The organism is Streptomyces noursei ATCC 11455, from assembly GCF_001704275.1.
Taxonomy (GTDB): domain Bacteria; phylum Actinomycetota; class Actinomycetes; order Streptomycetales; family Streptomycetaceae; genus Streptomyces; species Streptomyces noursei.
The window spans coordinates 1,945,685-1,966,999 of sequence record NZ_CP011533.1; the positions used below are offsets into that span (position 1 = coordinate 1,945,685).

A 21,315-nucleotide genomic window follows, 5' to 3' on the forward strand; every position below is an offset into this window, starting at 1 on the left:
GGCTCTCCTGGGGCTGGCGGGTCGTCGGTCGGGCCCACTGTGACCCGCCGGGCCGCGCTTGGCCACGGGGCGCGCGGTGGAGATGGCCCACGGCCCGTCCGGCGTGACAGGATCGGGCGGTTCTGTGTCGGCACTGTGCCGCAACCCCCTTGTACAGGAGGATCGTTGGACACCACAGACCGCCCCGAGCACACTCCCGCCCCGCGTTCGCCGCTCTCCCGCCGCAGATTCCTCCAGGGCACCGCCTCGGCCGCCGCCACGGCGGGGCTGGTGGGCGTCGCGGCGCCCGAGGCCGTGGCGCTGCCCGCCGCGCCGGCCGGCACCCCGGCCGCCGGCGCCGCCGCGGGACTGTCCTTCACCGCCGCCACCAACGGCTCGGCCACCCTCGCCCCGTCCGGTGACCACCTGGTCGCCGAGGTGCAGAACGTACTGTGGTCGCTGCCCCGCCAGGGCGGCGCGGCGCGGGCGCTCACCCCGCCGGACCTGGAGCCGACCCGCCCGGTGTACTCCCCCGACGGCCGCCGGATCGCGGTCTGCGCCTACCGGGGCGGGAACTTCCACCTGTGGGCGCTGGCGCCGGACGGCTCGGGCCTGACCCAGCTGACCGACGGGCCGTGGGACGACCGGGGGCCGGCCTGGTCGCCGGACGGGACCCGGATCGCGTTCGCCTCGGAGCGCGGCGGCGACGCGGTCAAGGGCAGCCCGTACCGGATCTGGGTGCTGGAGGTGGCGTCCGGGCGGCTGACCCGGGTGACCGGGCTGTCCGGGCAGGACGGGCCCCATCAGGGCGGCGCCTGGGAGGACTTCGACCCCTGTTGGTCGCCGGACGGCGCGCGGATCGTCTTCGTCCGGGGTCGGCTGGGCGATACGGCGCTGGAGTCCCGGACGGTGGCGTCGGTGCCCGCCGACGGGCGGGGCGCGGTGCGCATCGAGCACACCGAGACGGCCGCGGCGCAGGTGATGGTGCCCGCGCTGTCGCCGGCCGGGCGGTTGGCGTACCTGCGGGTCACCGACGCGCCGGGCTCGACCTGCACGCTGGTGGTGGACGGTGCGGCGGTGGCGGTGGACGGTGATGTGGAGCCGGTGCCGCCGCGCTGGGTGTCGCGGGACGCGCTGCTGGTGACGGTCGGCGGGCAGTTCCGGATCGTCCGGCCCGACGCGCCGCGGCGGGCCGAGACCATCCCGTTCGCCGCGCAGCTGCCGCTGGACCGTCCGCGGTACCGCGTCAAGGACTACGGCTTCGAGCGCACGACGGCCGGACCGGTCCGCGGGATCCACCTGCCGGCGCTCTCCCCGGACAGCCGCCTGGTCGCCTTCGCCGCCCTCAACTCCCTGTGGGTGGCGCCCACTTCGGGCGGTGGCGCGCCGCGCCGGATCACCGCGGCCGCGGCCACCCGGTATGTGCTCGCGCCGAGCTGGTCCCGGGACGGTCGGGCGCTGGTGTACGCGGACGACCGGGACGGGCTGTTCGCGGTGCGCCGCCGGGAGTTGGCGTCGGGCGCGGAGACGGTGTTGGCGTCCGGCGGGCGGGTGCAGCCGGCGCTGTCGCCGGACGGCGGGCAGCTGGCGACGCTGGACATGATGGGCAATCTCGCCGTGCGGACGCTGGCGGACGGCACGGAGAAGGTGCTGGCCGCGCCAATGGGGGCGGGCGGGCTGCCGGGCCGACCCAGTTGGTCGCCGGACGGCCGCCATCTGGCACTGTGCGACCGCAACCGGCTCAACCGTCGGTTCCGCGAGGGCTACAACGTCATCCGGATCGTCGACGCGGAGACCGGGAAGGACCGGCTGTACCAGGTCGCCGAGCACGTCTCGATCGCCGATCGCTACGACTCCGGTCCGGTGTGGTCGCCGGACGGGAAGTGGCTGGCGGTGATCGCCGAGTCGGCGCTGTGGGTGCTGCCGGTGCGGCCGGACGGGACGCCGGACGGTGCGCCGCGCCAGCTGACCGAGGAGGCCGCGGACCATCCGTCGTGGTCCGGGGACTCCGGGACGCTGCTGTACCTCTCGGCCGGGAAGCTGCGGCTGGTTCCGGTGTCCGGGGGTGCGCCGCGGACCGTTCCGGTCGCGCTGGAGCGGCGGCCGGCGCGGGCCCGGGACACCGTGGTGCACGCGGGCCGGTTCTGGGACGGCACCGGCGAGACGGTGCGCGAGGACGTCGATGTGGTGGTGCGGGAGGGGCGGATCACGGCGGTGGAGCCGCACCGGGCGTCCCGGGCCGGGGCCGCCCGGCGGGTGGACGCCGGCGACCGGACGGTGCTGCCGGGGCTGTGGGACGCACACACCCATCCCTGGCAGGTCACGTACGGCGGGCGGCAGACCGCGCTGCAGCTGGCGTACGGCATCACCACCACCGTCTCCTGCGGCGGCTTCTCCTACGAGCAGGCGCGGCTGCGGGAGGCGCTGGCCGCCGGGGTGCTGGCCGGGCCGCGACTGCTGACCTGCGGCGAGCTGCTGGACGGCGGGCGGGTGGCGTACAGCATGGGGCGGGCGCACCGGACCGAGGCGGGGCTGCGGCGGTCGCTGGCCCGGGGTGCGGCGTTGGACTGGGATTTCGTCAAGACCTATGTCCGGGCGCCGGGTTGGGTGGTGGCGGAGGCGGCGCGCTTCGCGCACGAGCGGCTGGGGGTCCGCTCGGGTAGCCACCTGCTGAGCCCCGGGGTGCAGTTGGGGCAGGATCTGACGACGCATCTGCAGGCCACCCAGCGGCTGGAGTTCGGGCACGCGGTGTCCGCCTCGGGGCACGCGTACGAGGACGTCGAGAACGTCTACACGGCGGGCGGGCTGCACATGCTGGCCACGCCGTTCTCGGCGTCGCCGCTGATCGGTGAGGATCCGGCGCTGGCCGAGGACGTGCGGGTGAGTCGGCTGATGCCGCCGTGGGACGGTGCGGTGGTCCGGGAGAACGCCGGGCGGCGGCCGACGCCGGAGCAACTGGCCGCCATCGGCACCGAGGTGGGCGTCTACCGCCGCGTCCTGGACGGCGGCGGTCTGGTGGCGCTGGGGACGGACCAGCCGCTGGTGCCGGTGGGCCTGTCGCTCCATCTTGCGCTGCGGGCGCTGCACCGCGGCGGGTTGAGTGTCGTCGAGGCGCTGCGGACGGCGACCGTGCTGCCGGCCCGGGTGTTCGGCGCGGAGCGCGACCTGGGGACGCTGGAGGTGGGCAAGCTCGCCGATATGACGCTGGTGGACGGCGATCCGTTCCGGGACATCGGCGCGCTGGTGCGGACGTCGGCGGTACTCAAGGGCGGGCGGCTGTACGAGCAGCGGGCGTTGGTGGAGTCGTTCCCGGCGCCCGGTGGGCCGGCGGTGCGCGCGGCGGCGGGCACCGACTGGCTGGCGGTGGGGCGGCAGCAGCGCCGCGAGTCCTGCTGCGACATCGGCCACTGACGGCCGGGAGGCGAGGGGTTGGCGCGGCTCCGGGAGGGTTCGGAGCCGCGCCGCACCGCGCCCCGGGGCGGGGGTTGTGCGGCGCATCCGCGCGCTCCAAGTGCGCGTATGAATGCGCCGGTCCGATGTTTTGCGCGCCCCGGAGCTGGTATTCCAACGGGTATCGCACGCAGTGAGCGATAGATTACTGTCCGGTACGATCAGGCGGCACCGCCCGCGCCACCCCGTGGAAGGGGAGCGGCCAGCACGCGGAAGTTCGCGCAGGAGGGCTCGTCTTGCATCGCTACTTCACCGATCAGCGGCATGAGGCGCTCCGGCGCCGGGTGCGGGATTTCGCCGAGCGCGAGGTCCGGCCCCGGATCGCCGAGCTGGAGGCGCGACGCGTCGCCTGCCCCGACCTCTCGCGGCTGATTGCCCGTCAGGGCTGGATCGGTGCGACGGTGGACCGTGCCTACGGCGGGATGGGCGCCGGGCACGTCGCCAAGACGCTGATCATCGAGGAGCTGTCGCGGGTGAGTGCCGCGATGGGCGCCATGGTGCAGGCGTCCCAGCTGGGCGTGGCGAAGATCGTCCACTTCGGCAGCGAGGAGCAGAAGAAGACCTGGCTGCCGGCGGTCGCGTCCGGCGACTGCCTGCCGACCATCGCGGTCACCGAACCGCAGTCCGGTGGGCACGTCCTGGGCATGGCCTCCACCGCGGTCCGCGACGGCGACGACTACGTCCTCAACGGCCGGAAGAGCTATGTCGGCAACAGCCACGTCGGAGATCTGCACGGGGTGGTGGTGCGCACCGGCGAGGGTTCGAAGGGCCTGTCGGCGTTCCTCGTGGAGTCCGGCACCCCTGGTTTCCGGGTCGGCCCGCAGCGGCCCGCGATGGGCCTGCACGGCTTCAGCTTCGGCGAGTTGTTCTTCGACGACTGCCGGGTGCCGGCGACGCACCTGCTGGGACGGGAGGGCGACGGGCTGGCCGTGGCGTACTCCTCCAGCATGCTGTACGGGCGGCCGAATCTGACGGCGGTCTCGCTCGGCATCCACCAGGCCGCCCTGGACGAGACCACGGCGTTCTGCACCGAGCGGCGGCGCTACGGCGAGCCGCTGGCGGAACTGCCGAACATCAAGCTGAAGTTGGGCCGGATCCAGTCCCGGTTGCTGCTGGCCCGGCTGTCCGCGTACCACGCGGTGCACCTGCTGGACCAGGGGCTGGCCTGCGATGCGGAGCTGATGAACGCCAAGTTGGTGAATGTGGAGTCGGCGCTGGAGTCCGCGCGGGACGCGATGGACATCCACGCCGCCTGTGGACTGTTCACCGACCGGCCGGTGGAACGTTTCCTGCGCGACGCGCACCACATCTTCGCGCCGGCCGGCACCTCCGACATCCAGCTGTTGCGGCTGGGCGAGTTGGCGCTGGGACAGGGGAAGGGCGAGTGGTCGGGCCGGCTCGCGGAGCTGCTGCGGCCGGCGTCGGCGGACTGGTCGGAGGAGGACGGGCTGCCCGGTGGGCGGGAGGCGCTGGCCCGGGTGTCCTGAGGGACGGGCGCCCGGCGGGCCGGATGCGTCGGGCGGCGCTCCGCGGCGCCGCCCGGGCGCGGGCCCCGGCCGGCCGTCGGGCCTCCGGGGCCGCGGGCGCGCCCGGTCAGGAGGCGTCGGCCTCCCGCTGCCGCTGCTCCATCTCGTGGATCAGCGCGACGAGTTCGGCGGCGAACGCCTTGATGGTGTGCAGTCCCTCGCGTCCCCAGGGCCGGGGTTCGCGGTCGATGACGCACACGGTGCCCAGGGTCGTCCCGGTGTGGTCGATCAGCGGAGCGCCCAGGTAGGTGCGGATGCCGAGCTCGTCGACGACCGGGTTGCCGGCGAACCGCGGGTAGTCGCAGACGTCCTCCAGGACGAGCGCCTTGCGCCGCACCACGACGTACGGGCAGTAGCCGTGGTCCCGGGCCATGATCCGCTCCGGGCGGCCGCTGGGCGGCGCTGGGCCCAGCTCGACGGAGGTGTCGAGGTCGGGGGCGTAGAGACCGGCGAAGTACTGCTCGTGCTCGTCGATGAAGTTGACCATGGCGTAGGGGGTGTTGGTGGTCCGGGCGAGCCTGCGCGCGAACTGGTCGAACGCGGGCAGCGGGTTCTTGCCGATGCCCAGCTCGCGCAGCCGGGCCACCCGGGCCGGCGCCTCGTGGTCCTCCGGGGTGATCAGCAGCCGGCGCGTCAAGTCGTCCGTGAGGTGGGGAAGTTCGGACGAGGGATAGCGCCAGGACGGATAGCGCGAGGGGAACGGGAAGCGTGCGGAGGGGACGTTCATGACGGCTCCGGGGTGGAGGTGAGGACAGGTGAGGAGAGGAGGTGGGCGACGAGGGACAGCAGGACCTGGGTGCCGGAGGCGCACTGGCGGGCGTCGCAGAGCACGACCGGGATCTCCGGGGCGAGATCCAGGGCGGCCCGTACCTCTTCGGGCCCGTAGTGGTGGCCGCCGTCGAACTCGTTGACGGCGACGACGAACTGGATGCCGCGCCCCTCGAAGAAGTCGACCGCGGCGAAGCACTGGTCCAGCCGCCGGGTGTCGGCGAGCACCACCGCGCCGAGCGCACCGTGGGACAGTTCCTCCCACAGGAACCAGAAGCGGTGCTGCCCGGGCGTGCCGAAGAGGTAGAGGACGTGCTCCGGGCCGAGGGTGATCCGGCCGAAGTCCATGGCGACGGTCGTGGTCGTCTTGTCCGCGACGCCGGCCAGGTCGTCGGTGCCGACGCTTATCTGGGTGATGAGCTCCTCGGTGTTGAGCGGTGCGATCTCGCTGACCGCGCCGACGAAGGTGGTCTTGCCAACCCCGAACCCGCCCGCGACCAGGACCTTCACCGCGGTGGGGAAGGAGTCGGCCTCGGGGTCCCCGGGGAGCCGGGCATCAGAGTCGTTGACGAAGTCCATGCAGCACCGCCTCCAGCAGGGCACGGTCGGTACGGGGGGCGGGCCCGGCCGAGACGGCCGAGGGGGTTCGCGCGGTGAGCGCTCCGCAGTCGACGAGGTCGGCGAGGAGCACCTTGGTGACCACGGCGGGCAGCCGGACGTGCGCAGCGACCTCGGCGACCGGGACGGGCCGGCCGCACAGCCCCAACACCCGGTCGTATTCCGGCCCTTGGAGGCCGGCGGGTCGCCGTCCGGTCGCCCGCACCATGGTCATCAGATCGAAGTGCGCCGTGGGGCGGGTGCGGCCCCTGCTGACGGTGTACGGGCGGACCAGCCGGCCCGCCACGTCGTCGACCCACGGTGCGTCCGGGCCGGGCGACCGCTGCCGGCGGGGCAGGGCAACGGTCAACGGCCACCCGCCGGGGCCTGGTGGCGCGGGGGCGTCGCCAGGTACGGCCGGACGCTCTTGACCAGCATCCCCATCTCGTAGCCGAGCACGCCGGCGTCGGCCTCGCGGGAGGCGAGGACGGCCAGGCACGCGCCGGACCCGGCGGCGGCGACGAAGAGGAAGGTCTGCTCCATCTCGACGACGACCTGGAGGATGTCGCTGCCCTCCCCGAAGCGGGAACCGGCGCTTCGGGCGAGCGAGTACAGGCCGGAGGAGAGCGCCGCCATGTGGTCGGCGACGTCCGGTTCGAAGCCGTGGGATGCCTTGACCAGGCCGTCGGCGGAGAGCAGGACGGCGCTGCGGGTGTGCGGTACCCGTTGGACGAGTCCGGTCAGCAGCCAGGAAAGGTCGGTGTGCTGATTGCCGCGGAACTCCGCGGGCGCCTGCGTGCGCACTTCACTCACCATGGTGGGGGTCGTCTCCTCGGGGGCGGGCCATCGGGGCGTCGTGATCAGGGGCAAGGAGCGGTTCGGGGTCTCCGGGGCTGCCGGGGATGCCGTCCTGGCCCGGGGTGGTGGCAGGAGCGGGGGCAAGGTGGCCGGCGGCGGCGAGGCCGGCCGCGTAGCTGGGGTCGCCGCGGCTGAAGCCGCGCTGGTAGGCGGCCATCAGGTTGGGGTCGTGGAGGCGGTCGGGGCCGGTGCGGAGCGGCGGCGGGGGAACGTCGCGCAACTGGGGGGCGATGTGGGCCTGCTTGACGCGGCGCGGCAGCCGGGGGCGGGCGACGTCGTCGAGGGGCGGCGGCGGGGGCGGCAGGACCACCGGCCCCGGGTCGGCGGGGTGCCCGCCGCCGAGCGGTGCCCCGGTCGGGCCGTCGGGTGCGCCGGAACCGTGCTGCGGGGCGTTGGCGGCGGCCTCGACGCTGGCGGCGGTGGCCGAGGCCGGGGTGCGGACGATGCGCCGGCGGGTGGGACGGGCGTCGATGCCGGTGCCGGTGCCGGTGGGGAGGACACCGACCGCGGCGGCGAGGGCGTCGGTGTCGGTGTCGGCGGCGGGCACCGCCTGGGCGGGGGTGCCCGCGTCGGACGGGGCCGGGCCGGCGGCGGCCTCTCGGCGGTCGGGGACGTCGTCGAACCGGTCGCCGTAGGGCCGTTGGCCGCGCCCGGGACCCGGATCGAGTTGCTCGTCCTCGTCCTCCATGCCGTCCGGGAACTCCTCGCGGGTCTCGGCCGAGTTGGCGCCCAGCAGCTCCGGCGGGACGATCACGACGGCCTGGACGCCGCCGTAGATGCTGCTCTGGAGCCGCACCAGGAGGCCGTGCCGCTGGGCGAGCGAGGAGACCACGTAGAGGCCGATCCGGCCGTCGTCCAGGAGCTCGGTGAGGTCGATCCGCTCGGGGTCGGCCAGCAGCCGGTTCATCTGCTCCTGTTCCTCGGGCGACATGCCCAGGCCGCGGTCCTCGACCTCGACGGCGAGCCCCGCGGTGACGTGCCGGGCCCGCACCGTGACCGGCGTCTCCGGGTCGGAGAACTCGGTGGCGTTCTCGACGAGTTCGGCGAGCAGGTGCACGACGTCGGCGACGGCGTGCCCGCGCAGGGTGCCCTCGAAGGGCGACACCAGCTTGATCCGGGTGTACTGCTCGACCTCGGCGGTGGAGGAGCGGACGACCTCGGTCAGGGTGATCGGGCGGGTCCACTGGCGGCGGGTGATGGCGCCGCCGAGGACGGCGAGGTTCTCGGCGTGCCGGCGGATCCGGGTGGCCAGGTGGTCGATGACGAACAGGCCCTTGAGCAGGTCCGGGTCCTCGACCTGGTGCTCCATCTCGTCCAGGGTCAGGATCTGGCGGTGGACCAGGGACTGCAGGCGCCGGGCGAGGTTGACGAAGACCTCCAGCTTCTGCTGGTTGCCGGTGGCGTCGCTGCGGACGATGCCCACCGCCTCGATGAGCGCGGCCTCGGCGGCCCGGCCGGTGGCGGCGACCTCGTGGGCGAGCCGGCCCAGGGCGTCGCCGCCGGGCTCCGCCAGCGGCTCCCGGTCGTCGGGGGGCCGCAGCCACTCGTCGTTGCGCACCCGGTCCAGGAGGTCGGCGAGGTCGGTCTGGGCGCGGGCGCACACCTGGCGCAGCTGCCCGCAGCGGCGCGCCAGACCGCGTGCCTCGGCGCTGCCCGCCAGGCCGCCGAGCAGGACGATGGCGCAGACCACGGCGAGGCCGCCGGCCAGCACCGCCCACTCGCGGCCGGTGAGCCGGGCGCCGCCGCTGCGCACCACGAACGCGGCGACGCCCGCGCAGACGACGGCCGCGAGCAGGGCGGGGACGGCGGCGAGCCGGATCAGGCGGGACCGTATGGCAGCGTCGGACACCGGCTCCGGGAAGGCCGCCCGGCCGTGCCGTCCCCCACGGGACCTGGGAGTCTCCGGGGACGTCTCGGTCCTCTGCGGGGTAGCGGTAGGCATGGGCGCCCTCCGGATCGGCCGTTGGCAGTTCACGGAGCACGCACGCTAGTTGTTGCGGGGGTGGGGTTCGGACCCCCTTCGGGGTTTCGCTACCCCGCGCCACCTCCTTGAGGAGGCACCCTCCGCACGGAAGTGCGAAAAGATCCGAACTCCCGTACAGAAAAAGGCCGTTGAGGAAGGGAACATTCGCCTCAACCGCACCACGGCCCCCGCCTCGCCACGGGAGTTCCCCAAGGTCCGACCCCACCACGACAGCCCGCCCCCGGCCACCCCTGCCCACCCTGACGCGCTGCGCGCGAGGGGGGCAGCACTGTACTCACTTGACGCCGACACCGACCGTGCGGCGGTCTCGGGCGCGCCCCTGACCCGACGTCCGCGGAACGCCGGTGCGCTGCCGCTGCCGCAGCGACGACTACCGCTCGGCCACCAGCTCCTGCCGGTCGGCCGAGAGCACCGGCGGCCATGCCGGCCAGCCGTGCGCGGGCGGCACGGCGACCGCCCGCCACCACGGATACGGAGCCGGCGGGTCGGCCGGCTCGAACGGCTTGCCCGGCACCGGGGTCACCACACGGGCACCCGACCGGTGACCGGCGTACAGGGTCCGCTCCCCCGGCTCGGCCCAGGGATGCGGGGCGAGGTTGAACGTCCCCCAGTGGATCGGCATCATCACACCGACGGACGGGTCGCCCTGTTGCAGGTCGCGGTGGGCCCGCATGCCCTCCTCCGGAGTCATGTGGATGTCGGGCCAGAAGTCCGAGTACGCGCCGATCTGGATCATCGTCGCGTCGAACGGGCCGTGCGCCGCGCCGATCTCGGCGAAACCGGAGAAGTATCCGGTGTCGCCGCTGTGGAAGATGCGGTGCTCGGGACCGGCGACCACCCAGGAGGCCCACAGGGTGTGCTGGGGGCCGCGCAGACCGCGACCGCAGAAGTGCTGGGCCGGCGTGGCGGTGAGGGTGAGCCCGCCGACCCGGGTCGACTCGTGCCAGTCCAGCTCGGTGATCCGCGCCGCGGGTACGCCCCAGAACTCCAGGTCGGCGCCGATGCCGAGCGGCACGACGAAGACCGCGCCGGACTCGGCCAGGCCCTTGACGGTGGGCATGTCGAGGTGGTCGTAGTGATCGTGCGAGATCACCACGACGTCGACCGGCGGCAGCTCCGCCAGCTCCACCGGCACCGGATGCAGCCGCTTGGGCCCGGCCCAGCCGAACGGTGAGCAGCGCTCGCCCCAGACCGGGTCGAAGAGCACCCGCCGCCCGTCGATCTCGGCGAGCACACTGGAGTGTCCCGTCCAGGTGAGCCGGAGCCCGGAGGCGGGCGGGCGGCCCCAGTCCTCGGCGGTCGGGCGGTGCACCGGGATCCGTCCGACCGGCGCCCGCCGCAGCCGCCCCTCCCGATGGAGCTGTGTGCGCGCCATCGGCAGCGCGGCACCGCGCAGCAGCTGCCGGGTGGGGGCCGGATTGCGGAACTGACCGTCCACGAACTGCGGCGATCTGCGCATCCTCGCCAGCCGCTCCCCCTTCGGCTCGGCGCCGAAGCTCGCGGGGCGCAGCGCGCTCAGGCGCGTGGGGCGGGGTCGGGATGCGGTCACGGCACCTCCATGGTCGGGGCAGTCGCGAAGTGAACGGACCGCGCGAACGCTGGGTTCCGGCACCGCCGGGCCGCCCTGCGGGACCCCGGCTCCGGCGCCGGCACTCTCCGGGGCAAACGGCCCGGCCGGCCGATGCATTCCCGGCCCGGGACGACGGATGCGCGGACGTGCCTACGACCGGATGACCGGGAGCGCCGGTTCAAGACACCCGTTCGGGTGAAGGGAAGGCGGGTCAGCGGACCCAGTGGGCAGCCCGGCGCGGGGTCGCCCACCGGGTCCGCTGACCCGTTGTCACGCCGCCTCCACCGCGGCCGGTGGGTGCGGCAGGCCCGGGCGGCGCGGCAGGAGCACGGTGCGCAGCAGGACGTGCGGGGTCATCAGGCGGGAGGGCGGGGCGGTGAGGCAGAAGACGTCCCGGAAGGCGGCGCCGACGACCCGGTCGACGGCGGCGCGGGCGGCGAGCCGGCCGAGATACCACGTCGTCAGTCGCTCGCCGAGGCCCGCCTTGGTGGCGGCCCCGCCGACATAGGGGCGGTCCGCGCCGACCGCGGTCATCCAGGCCGGTTCCGCGGCCCGGCCGATCGCCCGCTGCGCCCGGGCGAGGACGCCGGGCCCGAGGCCGCCGGCGGCGTCGAGGGTGTCCCGCACTGCCAGTGCGCCGAGCGCGGCCACCGACATGCCCTGGCCGTAGACCGGGTTGAAGGTGCAGGTGGCGTCCCCGAGGACCAGGAGGCCGTCCGGGGCGGCACCGGGGCGCTCGTAGTGCCGGCGGCGGTTGCAGGTGTCGCGGAAGCCGTGCACCGGCGAGACCGGTTCGGCGCGGGCCAGCAGTTCGTGGACGTAGGGGTCGCCGATGGTGGCGCTGAAGGCGGCGAACTCCGTCTCGTCCGTGGACGGGTGGTGCCCGCGCACCCCGGACAGGGTCAGCAGCCAGTTGCCGCCCTCCACGGGGACGTAGGCGGCGCCCCGCGGGCACTCGGGCCAGCCGGGGACGTTGACGCCGACCTCGGGTGCGCCGTCCTGGTCGAGGGGGCGGTACATCCGGGTGGCGTAGGCGAGACCGGAGTCGACGGTCTCCTCCTGCGGTGCCTGGCCGCCCAGTTCCGCACACCAGCGGGGCGTGCGGGAGCCCCGCCCGGAGGCGTCCACGACCAGGTCGGCGGGGAGCACCCGGGCCGTCCCGGCGGAGCGGTCGCCGTCGCGGGTGCGGACCTTGACGCCGGTGACCCGCCGGGCGTCGCCGGCGAGGCCGACGGCCTCGGTCGCCTCCAGGACCTCGACGCGGGTCGCCGGGCCGGCGTCGCCGCGCAGCACCCGCTCGCGGACCACGGCGTCCAGGACCGGTCGGGTGACGCTCAGCGTGGGATGCCGGCGCTCGTCGAAGCGGCGCTGCCACCCGGTGGGCGTACGGGTGAGCAGATCGCGCGGCAGATACAGTCTGCGGGCCCCGGCCGCGGTGAGCGCGGCGACCGTGCCGGGCAGCAGCCGGTCCAGTGCGCGCTGTCCGCCGCTGAGGAGAAGGTGCAGGTGGCGGGCTTGCGGGACGCCCTTGCGGAAGGTGCGGTCGGCCGGGTAGCGGTCCCGTTCGACGACCGTGATCGTCTCGACGTGGCCGCGGAGGGCGGTGACGGCGAGCATCCCGGCGAGTCCGCCGCCGATCACTATCGCGGTCCGCCCGCGCCCGGTGTGCTCCGCCATGCGTGCCCCTTCTCCCCGACGGCCGGCCGTCGTCCCCGGTGCCGGACCCGATCAGTGCTGCGCTTCAGCCTCAGCGCCCGCCGAGCCGGTGTCAACGGCCCGTTCCCCACCCCGACCGATTCGATGACCCGACCGTGCAACTCCCCCTTCGCCTCACCCTCCTGGTGAGGCGAAGGGGAGGGAATCCGACGTCCGACGGGGGTCGGGCTGACGGGCCGTCGGGGGCGTGCGACCGGGGCCGTCGCCCGCTCGCCGGCGCCCTGCGGACCTGCGCGGCGGCCTCGGGGACGCCCCTTCCCCCGCGCGTCACACCAGTCCCTGACATCCCGATATGAGGCGAGTGTGCGTCTAGACTCCCGACGGCGGGCGCACCGCGGCCGCGGCCGCTCCCACCAGCACGGGACTCGTCTCACCAGCAAGGGATTCAGGGACGCTTGTGACCTTCCAGCAGGTATCTGAGCCATATGACGTACTCGTCGTCGGCGGATCGGGCGTGGACACCATCGTGCGGGTCGGCGCGCTGCCCGTACCGTCCGCCGACAGCCATGCGGTGCCGCCCATCAGCGAATGGGCCGGGCACACCGGTACCGGTGTCGCGCTCGGCTGCGCGGCGCTGGGACTCACCACCGGATTCGTGGACTTCCTCGGCGACGATCCGCCGGGCGCCCTGGTCCGCGAGCGGTTGGCCGGCAGCGGCGTCGACTTCCATCCGCTGATCTCCCCGCACGGCACCCGCCGGGCGGTCAACCTCGTCTCGCCCGACGGCCGCCGGATGTCCTTCTACGACGCCCGCGACCCGCTCGATCTCCGGATGTCGCCCGAGCACTACCTTCCGCTCCTGCGCCGCACCCGGCACGTCCACCTCACGATCAGCCACTTCGCCCGCCATCTCTACGAGGACATCGAGGCGCTGGGCGTCCCGGTCTCCACGGACCTGCACGACTGGGACGGCCTGACCGAGCACCACCGTGACTTCGCGTTCCGCTCGGACCTGGTCTTCCTCAGCACGGCCGGGGCCGGCGAGCGGATCAGCTCGATCATGCGGGAGATCCTCCGCGAGGGACGGGCCCAGGCGGTGATCGCCACCGCCGGCGCGGGCGGCGCCTATCTGCTCACGCCCGAGGACCGCACCCCGCGCCTGGTGCCGGCCGCCGTGCCGCCCGCCCCGGTCGTGGACAGCAACGGCGCCGGCGACGCCTTCACCTGCGGTTTCCTCTACGGCAGGATGTCGGGCCGGGACCTGGAGGAGTGCGCCAGGCTCGGTGCGGTGGCGGGTGCCCACGCCTGCACGGCGGCGGGCACGCACACCGCCCTCGCCGGGCCGGACGACCTCCGGGCCGCCCTCGCCCCGCCCCCGCCGGCCCCGGTGCCCGCCGCCGAGGTCGATCCCGAGCCTGAGCCCGAGGTCGAACCCGAACCCGAGCCCGAACCGGAGGCCGAGGTCTCCGCGACCGGCGCCTAGCTCCCGGCTCCGAGCCCGCGGCTCGACGCGACGCCCTTCCGTGCCGTCCGAGTGCGCGGCGGCACCCGCGGCACACACGTGCGGTGGGTGCCGTCCGGGGCCGCGCCGCTTCAGTCCTTGCGGCCCACCACCCCGTAGAAGATGGTGTTGTTGAGTTCCACCGGACCGGGGACGGCGCCGTCCGGTCGCCACAGCGGCACCCGCACGACGCCCGGCTCCAGTGGGGTGAACGGCCCGAGGAGAGCGGCGATCTCGTCCTTGGTGCGCAGCGCGAGCGGGGTGGTGGCGCTCTTGTAGACCTCCTCCACGTGCGCCCGGGCCGCCTCGTCGACCCGGCCCTCGGCATAGCCCTCGTACGGTTCGTACGTGCTGTGCGAGAGCACCAGGTGACTGCCGGCCGGCATCGCCGCGCCGAACGCGGCGAGCAGCGCGGCGGGGTTGTCCTCGTCCCCGAGGAAGTCCATCACGCCGCCGACCAGCAGCCCCACCGGCCGGTCGAAGTCGATCAGCTCGCGGACCGCCGGGTCGTCCAGGACGGCCTTGGGGTCGCGGATGTCGCCGAGCGCGAAGGCGGTGCCCGGGGCGTTGGCGAGCCGGGCCCGGGCGTGGGTGGCGACGATGGGGTCGCTGTCCACGTAGACCACCCGGGTCCCGGGGGCGGTCTCCCGGGCCACCTCGTGGGTGTTGGGCGAGGTGGGGATGCCGATGCCGAGGACGAGGAACTGGCGGATGCCGGACGCCACCACCGCGCGCACCGCGCGCCGGCGGAAGGCCCCGTTGGCGCGGACGCTGTCGCGCACCTGCGGGTGCAGTTCGATGACCCGGTCGCCGGCGACCCGGTCGACCTCGTAGTTGTCCCAGCCGCCGAGGAAGTAGTCGTACATCCGGGCCGGGTGCGGCCGGCTGGTGTCGATCTCGTCGGCGGCGAAGCCGAGGTGGTCCGGCCCCGGGGGGTACGGCCCGATCTCCGGGACGCCGGCGTCCGCCTCGGGAGGGCTGTGCTGGTCGCTCATGGCTCCTCCCTCAGTGCGCCGGACACGGCGCCGCGGAGAGCAGGAAGTCGGCGTGGCCGGCCTTCGCGCCCTCGATGAAACTGACCATCTCGCGGTGGGTGTAGATCAGCGCGGGGCCGTCCGGGTCGGTGGACTGCCGCAGCGCGATCCGGCCGTCCCGCAGGCGCATGGCCTCGACGCACTCGCCACCGTTTCCGCCGCTCCACGGCTTGGACCAGCCGTCGGTGCCCAGTTCATTGGCGGGCATGCCGTTGTAGATACGTATGCGATCCATGGGGGGTTCAGATCTCCTTGCGAAAGCCACCCAGAATGGCCTCGGTGGTGTGTGCCGGCGCGGCCTGCGCACACATCCGGTCCAGGGCCTCCAGGAACTGCGAGACGTCGTTGCGCTGGTCGAAGTACACGGCTCCGACGAGGCTTTCCGCATACGCGATGTCCGGGAGCTCCGGGATCGGGAAGCGGAAGATGTGGAACGGCCCGTACATGGCGGGGTGCGGGCCCGCAGCGAAGGGCATCACCTGGAGCCGGACGTTCGGCATCGAGGTGGCCTCCATCAGCCGGGTGATCTGGTCGCGCATCACCTTGGGTCCGCCGATGGGCCGCCGCAGCACGGTCTCGTCCATGACCGACCACAGCATCGGGGCGTTCTCACGGGTCAGCAGTGCCTGGCGCTCCATGCGCAGGGCCACGATGCGGTCGATGTCGGCGGGGGCGGCGTGCGGCATGCCGGCGCGCAGCACCGCGGCGGCGTAGTCCTCGGTCTGCAACAGGCCGGGGACGTAGTGCGGTTGGTAGGAACGGATGAGGTTGGCTTCGCTCTCCAGGCTGACGAAGGCGCTGAACCACTCGGGGAGGATGTCGCGGAAGCGGTGCCACCAGCCGGGGCGGTTGGCCTCGCGGGCCAGCGACACGAAGCCGTCGATCTCTTTGCGGTCGGTGACGCCGTAGGTCGCCAGCAGCTTCTCGACGTAGGGGATCTTGAGGCCGACCTCGGCCTTCTCCATGCGCCGTATCGTGGCGTGCGTCACGTCCAGCGCGGCGGCGGCGCGCTCGAAGGAGAGCCCCGCCTTCTCCCGCAGATCCTGCAGTCGCTTGCCGAGCACCACCCGCAGGACGGTCGGTGCACCTGCAGACCGTGGATCCGCCACGTCCCATCCCCTCCAACCAGCTTCAGTGCTCAGCAGTGTGTCATGCCGTCATCAGCTCGAACAGACTGCACTTTCAATTCTGCAAATTACAGACTGATCCTTGCCAACGGTGAGCAACATCGCACATAGTTATGTCGTGGCTTCCTACAAAAACGCTCCGTCGTTAGGGCGATGCGGCGGCTTCCTCGCCCAGAGCCCGCAGGACGCGTTCCACTTGCCGGCGCGGCGCACGTCCGTGCCCGAGGCGCGCCAGCGCGTCAGCACGCTGCTGCGCGAGTGGGGCGCCGCTCAACAGGTCCGCGACGACGTGGAGTTGGTGGTCACCGAGCTGTTCACCAACGCGGTGCGGCACACCGACAGCGAGAAGGTCGGCTGCGAGATCACCCTCGTCGGCGCACACATACGCATAGAGATCGCCGACGAGGGCGGCCCCTGCGCCTCCGCTCCGCACGCCCGGCCCGGCACCCTCGACCAAGAGGGCGGGCGCGGGCTGCTGTTGGTCTGCGCACTCTCCGAGAGCTGGGGCACCCGCCCCGACGACAGCGGCCGGGGCCAGGTGGTCTGGGCGGACCTGCCGTACCGGACGGCGGCGCACTAGGGCGCTTCTGATGGATCTCCGTGGAAGAAGGAGCGGCGCCTGGTGCGTGCGATCGCAAGGCGCCGGGATGTCTTCATAGCGGAGCTATGGGGGCATTTCGGCAACGCCGCGAGCGTGCGTGGCAGGCGCCGCGACGCCGCGGAGATCCATCAGAAGCGCCCTAGGTCCGTCCGACCCCGGCCCGTCGGACAGACCTCAAGGCCCCGCGCCGCCACCAGGCGGGCACGGGGCCTCGTATATGGAAAAACCTACAGCGGCAGCAGATCGGGGCGCTTGGGCTCGACGTCGTCCCCGGAGGAGACGCCGCGCAGCCGGCGGCCGATCCACGGCACCAGGTGCTCGCGCGCCCAGTGGATGTTGTCCCGCCGCGCCTCGGCCGCGGTGCGCTCCGTCTCCGGCGGCCACGGCTGGTCCGGGTCGGCCGGCACCGCGAGCCCCAGCACCTGCGCGGCGCGCAGCGCCACCCGGGTGTGACCGTCGGCGGACAGGTGCAGCCGGTCCTCGCTCCAGGCCCGGCGGTCCTGGACGGACTTCAGCGACCACAGGTCGAGCACCGGGCAGTCATGCCGATCGGCGATGGCCCGCACATGGGCCGTGTACGTGGCGATCTTGCCGCGCAGATGCTTGAGGACCGGGACGCCCCGGGTGTCGAAACCGGTGCACAGCAGCACCGTCGGGACCGTCTCGCGCAGCGCGACCACGGCCGCCTCGTAACGCTCGGCCACCGCGTCCGGGTCCGAGCCCGGCCGCAGGATGTCGTTGCCGCCGGCACAGAACGTCACCAGTTCGGGGGCGAGCTGCTGCGCCCGGGGCACCTGCTCCTCGATGATCCGGTCCAGGAGCCGTCCGCGCACGGCAAGGTTCGCATAGCGGAAGTCCCCCTCGTCCCGCTGGTCGGCGAGGAGGACCGCGAGCCGGTCCGCCCAGCCGATGTACGCCCCGTCCGGACCGGGATCTCCGACTCCCTCAGTAAAGCTGTCCCCGACGGCTGCGTACGACCCGATGGCGCTTTTCGCGCTGCTGCTGATGTTCTTCGAATCGTCTGCCACGTCAGGACATACTTCACCTTGAGAAGTGACCTACGCCACCGTAACCAGGGGTTGACGCGAGGTGATTAATGCCACCAGGTCAAATTCTTCTCAAGTTGGAATAATGATCGATCACGAAGTGCTGTCAGGGCGCCACACATGGAGGATGATGCGCGCCGTTGCGCCGGTGTTGCACGGCGCTGCCACCTGATTGCCTATTGCAGCAATGTCGTATCGTCGAAGAAGCCCCCGCCTCGTCGACGAGCAGCGTCGGCGACCGATCCCGAGGAGCGCCCGTGACGCAGCAGACGCCGCAGGTCCCCCAGTCCCCGCCGGAGCTCGCGGAGGTCCGCAACTTCCGTGACGTGGGCGGACTGCCGACCATGGACGGGCGTCGCATCCGGCACGGGCGGCTCTTCCGCAGCGGCCACCTGGCGCACGCCACCGCCGAGGACGCCGCCTTCCTCGCCGGCCTCGGGCTGCACACCATCTTCGACTTCCGCAACGCCGCGGACATCAAGCTGGAGGGCCCGGACGTCACCCTCCCCGGCGTACAGAACGTCAACATCCCGCTCACCGACCCCGCCGACGGCGCGGAGTTCTGGACGATGGTGCGGGACGGCGAGCTGGAGCAGCTGCGGGTCGTGCTCGGCGACGGCAAGGCCGCGGGCCGCATGGCGCGCACCTACCGCGAGATCATCACCACCCGCACCGAGGACCACAGCCGGGTGCTGCACGCGCTCGCCGAGGACAGCGTGCCGGCGCTGATGCACTGCGCGGCCGGCAAGGACCGTGCGGGCCTCTCCATCGCGGTCACCCTGCTCGCGGTCGGCGTGGAGCGGGACGCCATCGTGGCGGACTACCTCAAGTCCAACGAGCCGGCCGGGCGCTACAAGGTCCGCCGCTCGGACAGCTCGGCGGCCGGGATGTCGCCGGAGGTCATGGAGCTGCTCTCGCCGCTGTTCGGCGCACACCTCGACTACCTCACCGCCGCGTTCGACGCGATCGAGGAGGTCTGGGGCTCGACCGAGTCCTACCTCGCCGACGGGCTGAAGCTCTCGCCGGCCACCCGCGAGCGGCTGCGCGCCCAACTGCTGGCGGACTGACGCCCCGGGGGTGGGTCACGACTCGGTGACCCACCCGCCCGGGGCCGGGTCAGCGGTTGGCGACCGCCTGTTTGACCAGTGTCCGCCCGAAGTCCCACATCAGGCCGCCGCCGCTGTGGGCGTCGTCCATGACGGCCGTGAACGCCTCTACGAACCGGTCCACTTCCCGTTCCCCGATGATCAGCGGCGGAATCAGTTTGATGACCTCCAGGTGATCGCCGGAGACCTGGGTGAGGATGCGGTGGCGCTGGAGCAGCGGCACCACGACCATCTGCGCGAACAGCCCCTTGCGGGCGGCCTGCAGCATCGTCCAACGGCTCCGCAGGCCAAGGGACTTGGGGCGGCCGAACTCGATGCCGATCATCAGGCCCCGGCCCCGCACCTCGTGCAGCAGCTCGTACCGGTCGGTCAGCGCGGCCAGTCGGGAGCGCAGCAGATCACCGGTCCGCCGGGCGTTGGCGACGAGCCCCTCGTCCTCCATCACCGAGAGCACCGCCAGACCGGCCGCCATCGCCTGGGCGTTGGCGCCGAAACTGGCGGAGTGCACCAGCACCCGGTCCATGGACGAGTAGACTTTCTTGAAGATCCATTCCTTGCCCAGGGTGGCGCCGACCGGGACGTAGCCGCCGGAGAGCGCCTTGGCGACGCAGACCAGGTCCGGTTCCACGCCCTCCTCGTGCTGGTAGGCGAAGAAGTCGCCGGTGCGGCCGAGGCCGGTCTGCACCTCGTCGGCGATCAGCAGGGCCTTGTGGCGGTGCAGCAACTCCTGGGCGGCGCGCAGGAATCCGGGTGGGGCGGCGGTGACGCCCTTGCCCTGGACGGGTTCGACGACGAAGCCCGCCACGTCGCCGCGGCCCAGCTCCCGCTCCAGCGCCGCCAGGTCGCCCAGTTCGACGGCGGTGTCGGGCAGGAGCGGGGCGAAGCCGTCGCGGAAGCCGTCCTCGCCGTTGACCGAGAGCGAGCCGGTGGTCAGGCCGTGGAAGGCGTGGGTGCAGTAGAGGACGCGCGGGCGGCCGGTGGCGCAGCGGGCGAACTTCAGGGCGGTCTCGACGGCCTCGGTGCCGCTGTTGCCGAAGAAGACCCGGTCCAGGTGGGGCGTGTGACGCAGCAGCTTCTCGGCGAGCAGTCCGGGCAGCGGCGGGCAGTCGAAGCGGGTGAGGTCGGCGAGCTGGGCGTCGAGCACGTCGTGCAGGGCCCGGCGGACGACCGGGTGGTGCCGGCCCAGGCCCATCACACCGAAGCCGGCGAGCATGTCGAGGTAGTCCTGGCCGTCGGCGTCGTAGAAGTAGGCGCCCTCGGCCCGTTCGTAGAACTTGTCGAAGCCGATGGTGTGCAGCATCCGCGGGAGCTGGTGGTTGAGGTGGCGGCTGTGGAGTTCGTAGCGCTCGGCGCCGCGTTCGGCGAGCAGCGCGGTCAGGTCGAATCCGGTCACGAGGTGTTCTCCTTACGGGCGGCGGGCGGGCCGCCCAAAGCCGGGCCGGCGGCACCGGGCGTCCCGGTGCCGCCGGCTCTCCGCTCGTCGCGTCAGCCGCGGTTCCCGGCGACGGTCTCCTTGGCCGCCCGGAGGGACTCCTTCAGCGAGCCCATGGTGGCCAGGACGGCGGTGGGCTCGTAGCCGCAGTGCGCCATGCAGTTGGCGCACCGCGGGTCCTTGCCCCGGCCGTACTTCTCCCAGTCGGTCTCCTCGATCAGCTCGCGGTAGGTCGGGACGTAGCCGTCGCTCATCAGGTAGCAGGGGCGCTGCCAGCCGAAGAGCGAGTAGTTGGGGATCGCCCAGGCCGTGCACGGGAAGTCGGCCCTGCCCTCCAGGAAGTCCAGGAAGAGCGGGCTGTGGTTGAGCCGCCACCGCTGGCGGTTGCCGCCGGCGAACGCCTTCCGGAACAGCTCCCGGGTCTGCTCCACGCCCAGGAAGTGCTCCTGGTCGGGGGCCTTCTCGTAGGCGTAGGCGGGCGAGAGCATCATCTCGTCGACCTTCAGGTCGTCGTTGAGGAAGTTGAGGACCTCGATGATGGTCTGCGGGGTGTCGGTGTTGAAGAAGGTGGAGTTGGTGGTGACCCGGAAGCCGCGCCGCTTGGCCTCCTTGATGGCCGCCACCGCCTCGTCGAATACGCCCTCCTTCGCGACGGATTCGTCGTGTCGTTCCCGCATTCCGTCGATGTGCACCGCGAAGGCGAAATAGGGCGAGGGTTTGAACTTGTCCATCTTCTTGCGCAGCAGCATCGCGTTGGTGCACAGGAAGACGTACTTCCGGCGGGCCACCAGCTGTCGGACGATCTCGTCGATCTGAGGGTGCATCAAAGGTTCGCCGCCGGCGATGGAAACCATCGGGGCACCGGATTCCAGCACCGCGCCCACCGCCTGGGCCACCGGCATCCGCTGCTTGAGCACCCCGGCCGGATGCTGGATCTTCCCGCATCCCTCGCACTTGAGATTGCAGGCGAAGAGCGGTTCCAGCTCGACAATCAGCGGAAACTTCTCCCGCTTGCGCAGCACTTTCTGTTCAAACAGATAGGTCCCGACCCGGATGGATTGACGGAGCGGCATGGCCATC

At 72.9% G+C, this 21,315-nt stretch carries 18 protein-coding genes and 1 pseudogene; 5 read left to right on the forward strand and 14 right to left on the reverse strand.

What is annotated here, in order from left to right:
- Positions 1-165 precede the first annotated feature (165 nt).
- Together SNOUR_RS08185 and SNOUR_RS08190 are read left to right on the forward strand one after the other, a co-directional pair.
- Complete coding sequence (locus SNOUR_RS08185) at positions 166-3,390, forward strand: amidohydrolase family protein (RefSeq protein WP_067345065.1); 3,225 nt, start codon at positions 166-168, stop codon at positions 3,388-3,390.
- Between the two features lie 275 nt (positions 3,391-3,665).
- Complete coding sequence (locus tag SNOUR_RS08190) at positions 3,666-4,916, forward strand: acyl-CoA dehydrogenase family protein (RefSeq protein ID WP_067345067.1); 1,251 nt, start codon at positions 3,666-3,668, stop codon at positions 4,914-4,916.
- Between the two features lie 106 nt (positions 4,917-5,022).
- Here the strand turns inward: SNOUR_RS08190 and SNOUR_RS08195 are convergent, their stop codons facing one another.
- The 7 genes from SNOUR_RS08195 to SNOUR_RS08225 form a co-directional block, all read right to left on the reverse strand.
- Positions 5,023-5,682 carry a GAF domain-containing protein gene (locus tag SNOUR_RS08195; RefSeq protein WP_174717855.1) on the reverse strand — a complete coding sequence of 220 codons (660 nt, stop codon included), beginning with the start codon at positions 5,680-5,682 and terminating at the stop codon, positions 5,023-5,025.
- The gene (locus tag SNOUR_RS08200; RefSeq protein WP_067345068.1) at positions 5,679-6,302 is read right to left on the reverse strand and encodes a GTP-binding protein; all 624 of its coding nucleotides are present in this window, start codon (positions 6,300-6,302) and stop codon (positions 5,679-5,681) included. The genes SNOUR_RS08195 and SNOUR_RS08200 overlap by 4 nt, the downstream gene beginning before the upstream one ends.
- Positions 6,280-6,690 carry a DUF742 domain-containing protein gene (locus SNOUR_RS08205; RefSeq protein WP_079142353.1) on the reverse strand — a complete coding sequence of 137 codons (411 nt, stop codon included), beginning with the start codon at positions 6,688-6,690 and terminating at the stop codon, positions 6,280-6,282. The genes SNOUR_RS08200 and SNOUR_RS08205 overlap by 23 nt, the downstream gene beginning before the upstream one ends.
- Entirely contained in the window at positions 6,687-7,136 is a 450-nt protein-coding gene (locus SNOUR_RS08210; protein WP_067345070.1) for a roadblock/LC7 domain-containing protein, read from the reverse strand. The genes SNOUR_RS08205 and SNOUR_RS08210 overlap by 4 nt, the downstream gene beginning before the upstream one ends.
- Entirely contained in the window at positions 7,126-9,027 is a 1,902-nt protein-coding gene (locus SNOUR_RS08215) for an ATP-binding protein (RefSeq protein WP_067345071.1), read from the reverse strand. The genes SNOUR_RS08210 and SNOUR_RS08215 overlap by 11 nt, the downstream gene beginning before the upstream one ends.
- 505 nt (positions 9,028-9,532) lie before the next feature.
- The gene (locus tag SNOUR_RS08220; protein ID WP_067345073.1) at positions 9,533-10,711 is read right to left on the reverse strand and encodes an MBL fold metallo-hydrolase; all 1,179 of its coding nucleotides are present in this window, start codon (positions 10,709-10,711) and stop codon (positions 9,533-9,535) included.
- 291 nt (positions 10,712-11,002) lie between these two features.
- The gene (locus SNOUR_RS08225) at positions 11,003-12,409 is read right to left on the reverse strand and encodes an NAD(P)/FAD-dependent oxidoreductase (RefSeq protein ID WP_067345074.1); all 1,407 of its coding nucleotides are present in this window, start codon (positions 12,407-12,409) and stop codon (positions 11,003-11,005) included.
- Between the two features lie 493 nt (positions 12,410-12,902).
- On the opposite strand from SNOUR_RS08225, the gene SNOUR_RS08230 reads away from it, so the two are divergent.
- Positions 12,903-13,871 carry a carbohydrate kinase family protein gene (locus tag SNOUR_RS08230; protein ID WP_312632104.1) on the forward strand — a complete coding sequence of 323 codons (969 nt, stop codon included), beginning with the start codon at positions 12,903-12,905 and terminating at the stop codon, positions 13,869-13,871.
- On the opposite strand, the pseudogene SNOUR_RS48170 reads toward SNOUR_RS08230, so the two are convergent.
- The 4 genes and pseudogenes from SNOUR_RS48170 to SNOUR_RS08245 all read right to left on the reverse strand — a co-directional run.
- A pseudogene (locus SNOUR_RS48170) lies at positions 13,868-13,969 on the reverse strand (DUF6745 domain-containing protein); the annotation flags it as partial. The gene SNOUR_RS08230 and the pseudogene SNOUR_RS48170 sit on opposite strands and share 4 nt — an antisense overlap.
- Positions 13,970-13,981: 12 nt before the next feature.
- Positions 13,982-14,884 carry an SAM-dependent methyltransferase gene (locus SNOUR_RS08235; RefSeq protein WP_079142355.1) on the reverse strand — a complete coding sequence of 301 codons (903 nt, stop codon included), beginning with the start codon at positions 14,882-14,884 and terminating at the stop codon, positions 13,982-13,984.
- A 10-nt stretch (positions 14,885-14,894) separates the two neighbouring features.
- Entirely contained in the window at positions 14,895-15,158 is a 264-nt protein-coding gene (locus tag SNOUR_RS08240) for a DUF397 domain-containing protein (RefSeq protein ID WP_067345078.1), read from the reverse strand.
- A gap of 7 nt (positions 15,159-15,165) precedes the next feature.
- Entirely contained in the window at positions 15,166-16,032 is an 867-nt protein-coding gene (locus SNOUR_RS08245) for a Sco1979 family transcriptional regulator (protein ID WP_067345080.1), read from the reverse strand.
- 136 nt (positions 16,033-16,168) lie between these two features.
- Here SNOUR_RS08245 and SNOUR_RS08250 point away from each other — a divergent pair, with 136 nt between their 5' ends.
- Positions 16,169-16,630 carry an ATP-binding protein gene (locus SNOUR_RS08250; RefSeq protein WP_312632105.1) on the forward strand — a complete coding sequence of 154 codons (462 nt, stop codon included), beginning with the start codon at positions 16,169-16,171 and terminating at the stop codon, positions 16,628-16,630.
- A 248-nt stretch (positions 16,631-16,878) separates the two neighbouring features.
- Here the strand turns inward: SNOUR_RS08250 and SNOUR_RS08255 are convergent, their stop codons facing one another.
- A complete protein-coding gene (locus tag SNOUR_RS08255; protein WP_067345083.1) occupies positions 16,879-17,679 on the reverse strand; it encodes an SGNH/GDSL hydrolase family protein in 801 nt (266 codons plus the stop codon).
- 275 nt (positions 17,680-17,954) lie between these two features.
- Here SNOUR_RS08255 and SNOUR_RS08260 point away from each other — a divergent pair, with 275 nt between their 5' ends.
- Positions 17,955-18,764 (forward strand): tyrosine-protein phosphatase, encoded by an 810-nt coding sequence (locus SNOUR_RS08260; RefSeq protein ID WP_067345085.1) that lies wholly within the window; start codon positions 17,955-17,957, stop codon positions 18,762-18,764.
- Positions 18,765-18,813: 49 nt separating this feature from the next.
- Here SNOUR_RS08260 and SNOUR_RS08265 read toward each other — a convergent pair whose 3' ends face one another.
- On the reverse strand, positions 18,814-20,196 hold the full coding sequence (locus SNOUR_RS08265; RefSeq protein ID WP_067345086.1) for an aspartate aminotransferase family protein: 1,383 nt from the start codon (positions 20,194-20,196) through the stop codon (positions 18,814-18,816).
- Between the two features lie 92 nt (positions 20,197-20,288).
- Entirely contained in the window at positions 20,289-21,314 is a 1,026-nt protein-coding gene (gene hpnH, locus SNOUR_RS08270) for an adenosyl-hopene transferase HpnH (RefSeq protein ID WP_067345088.1), read from the reverse strand.
- Position 21,315: the final 1 nt, after the last annotated feature.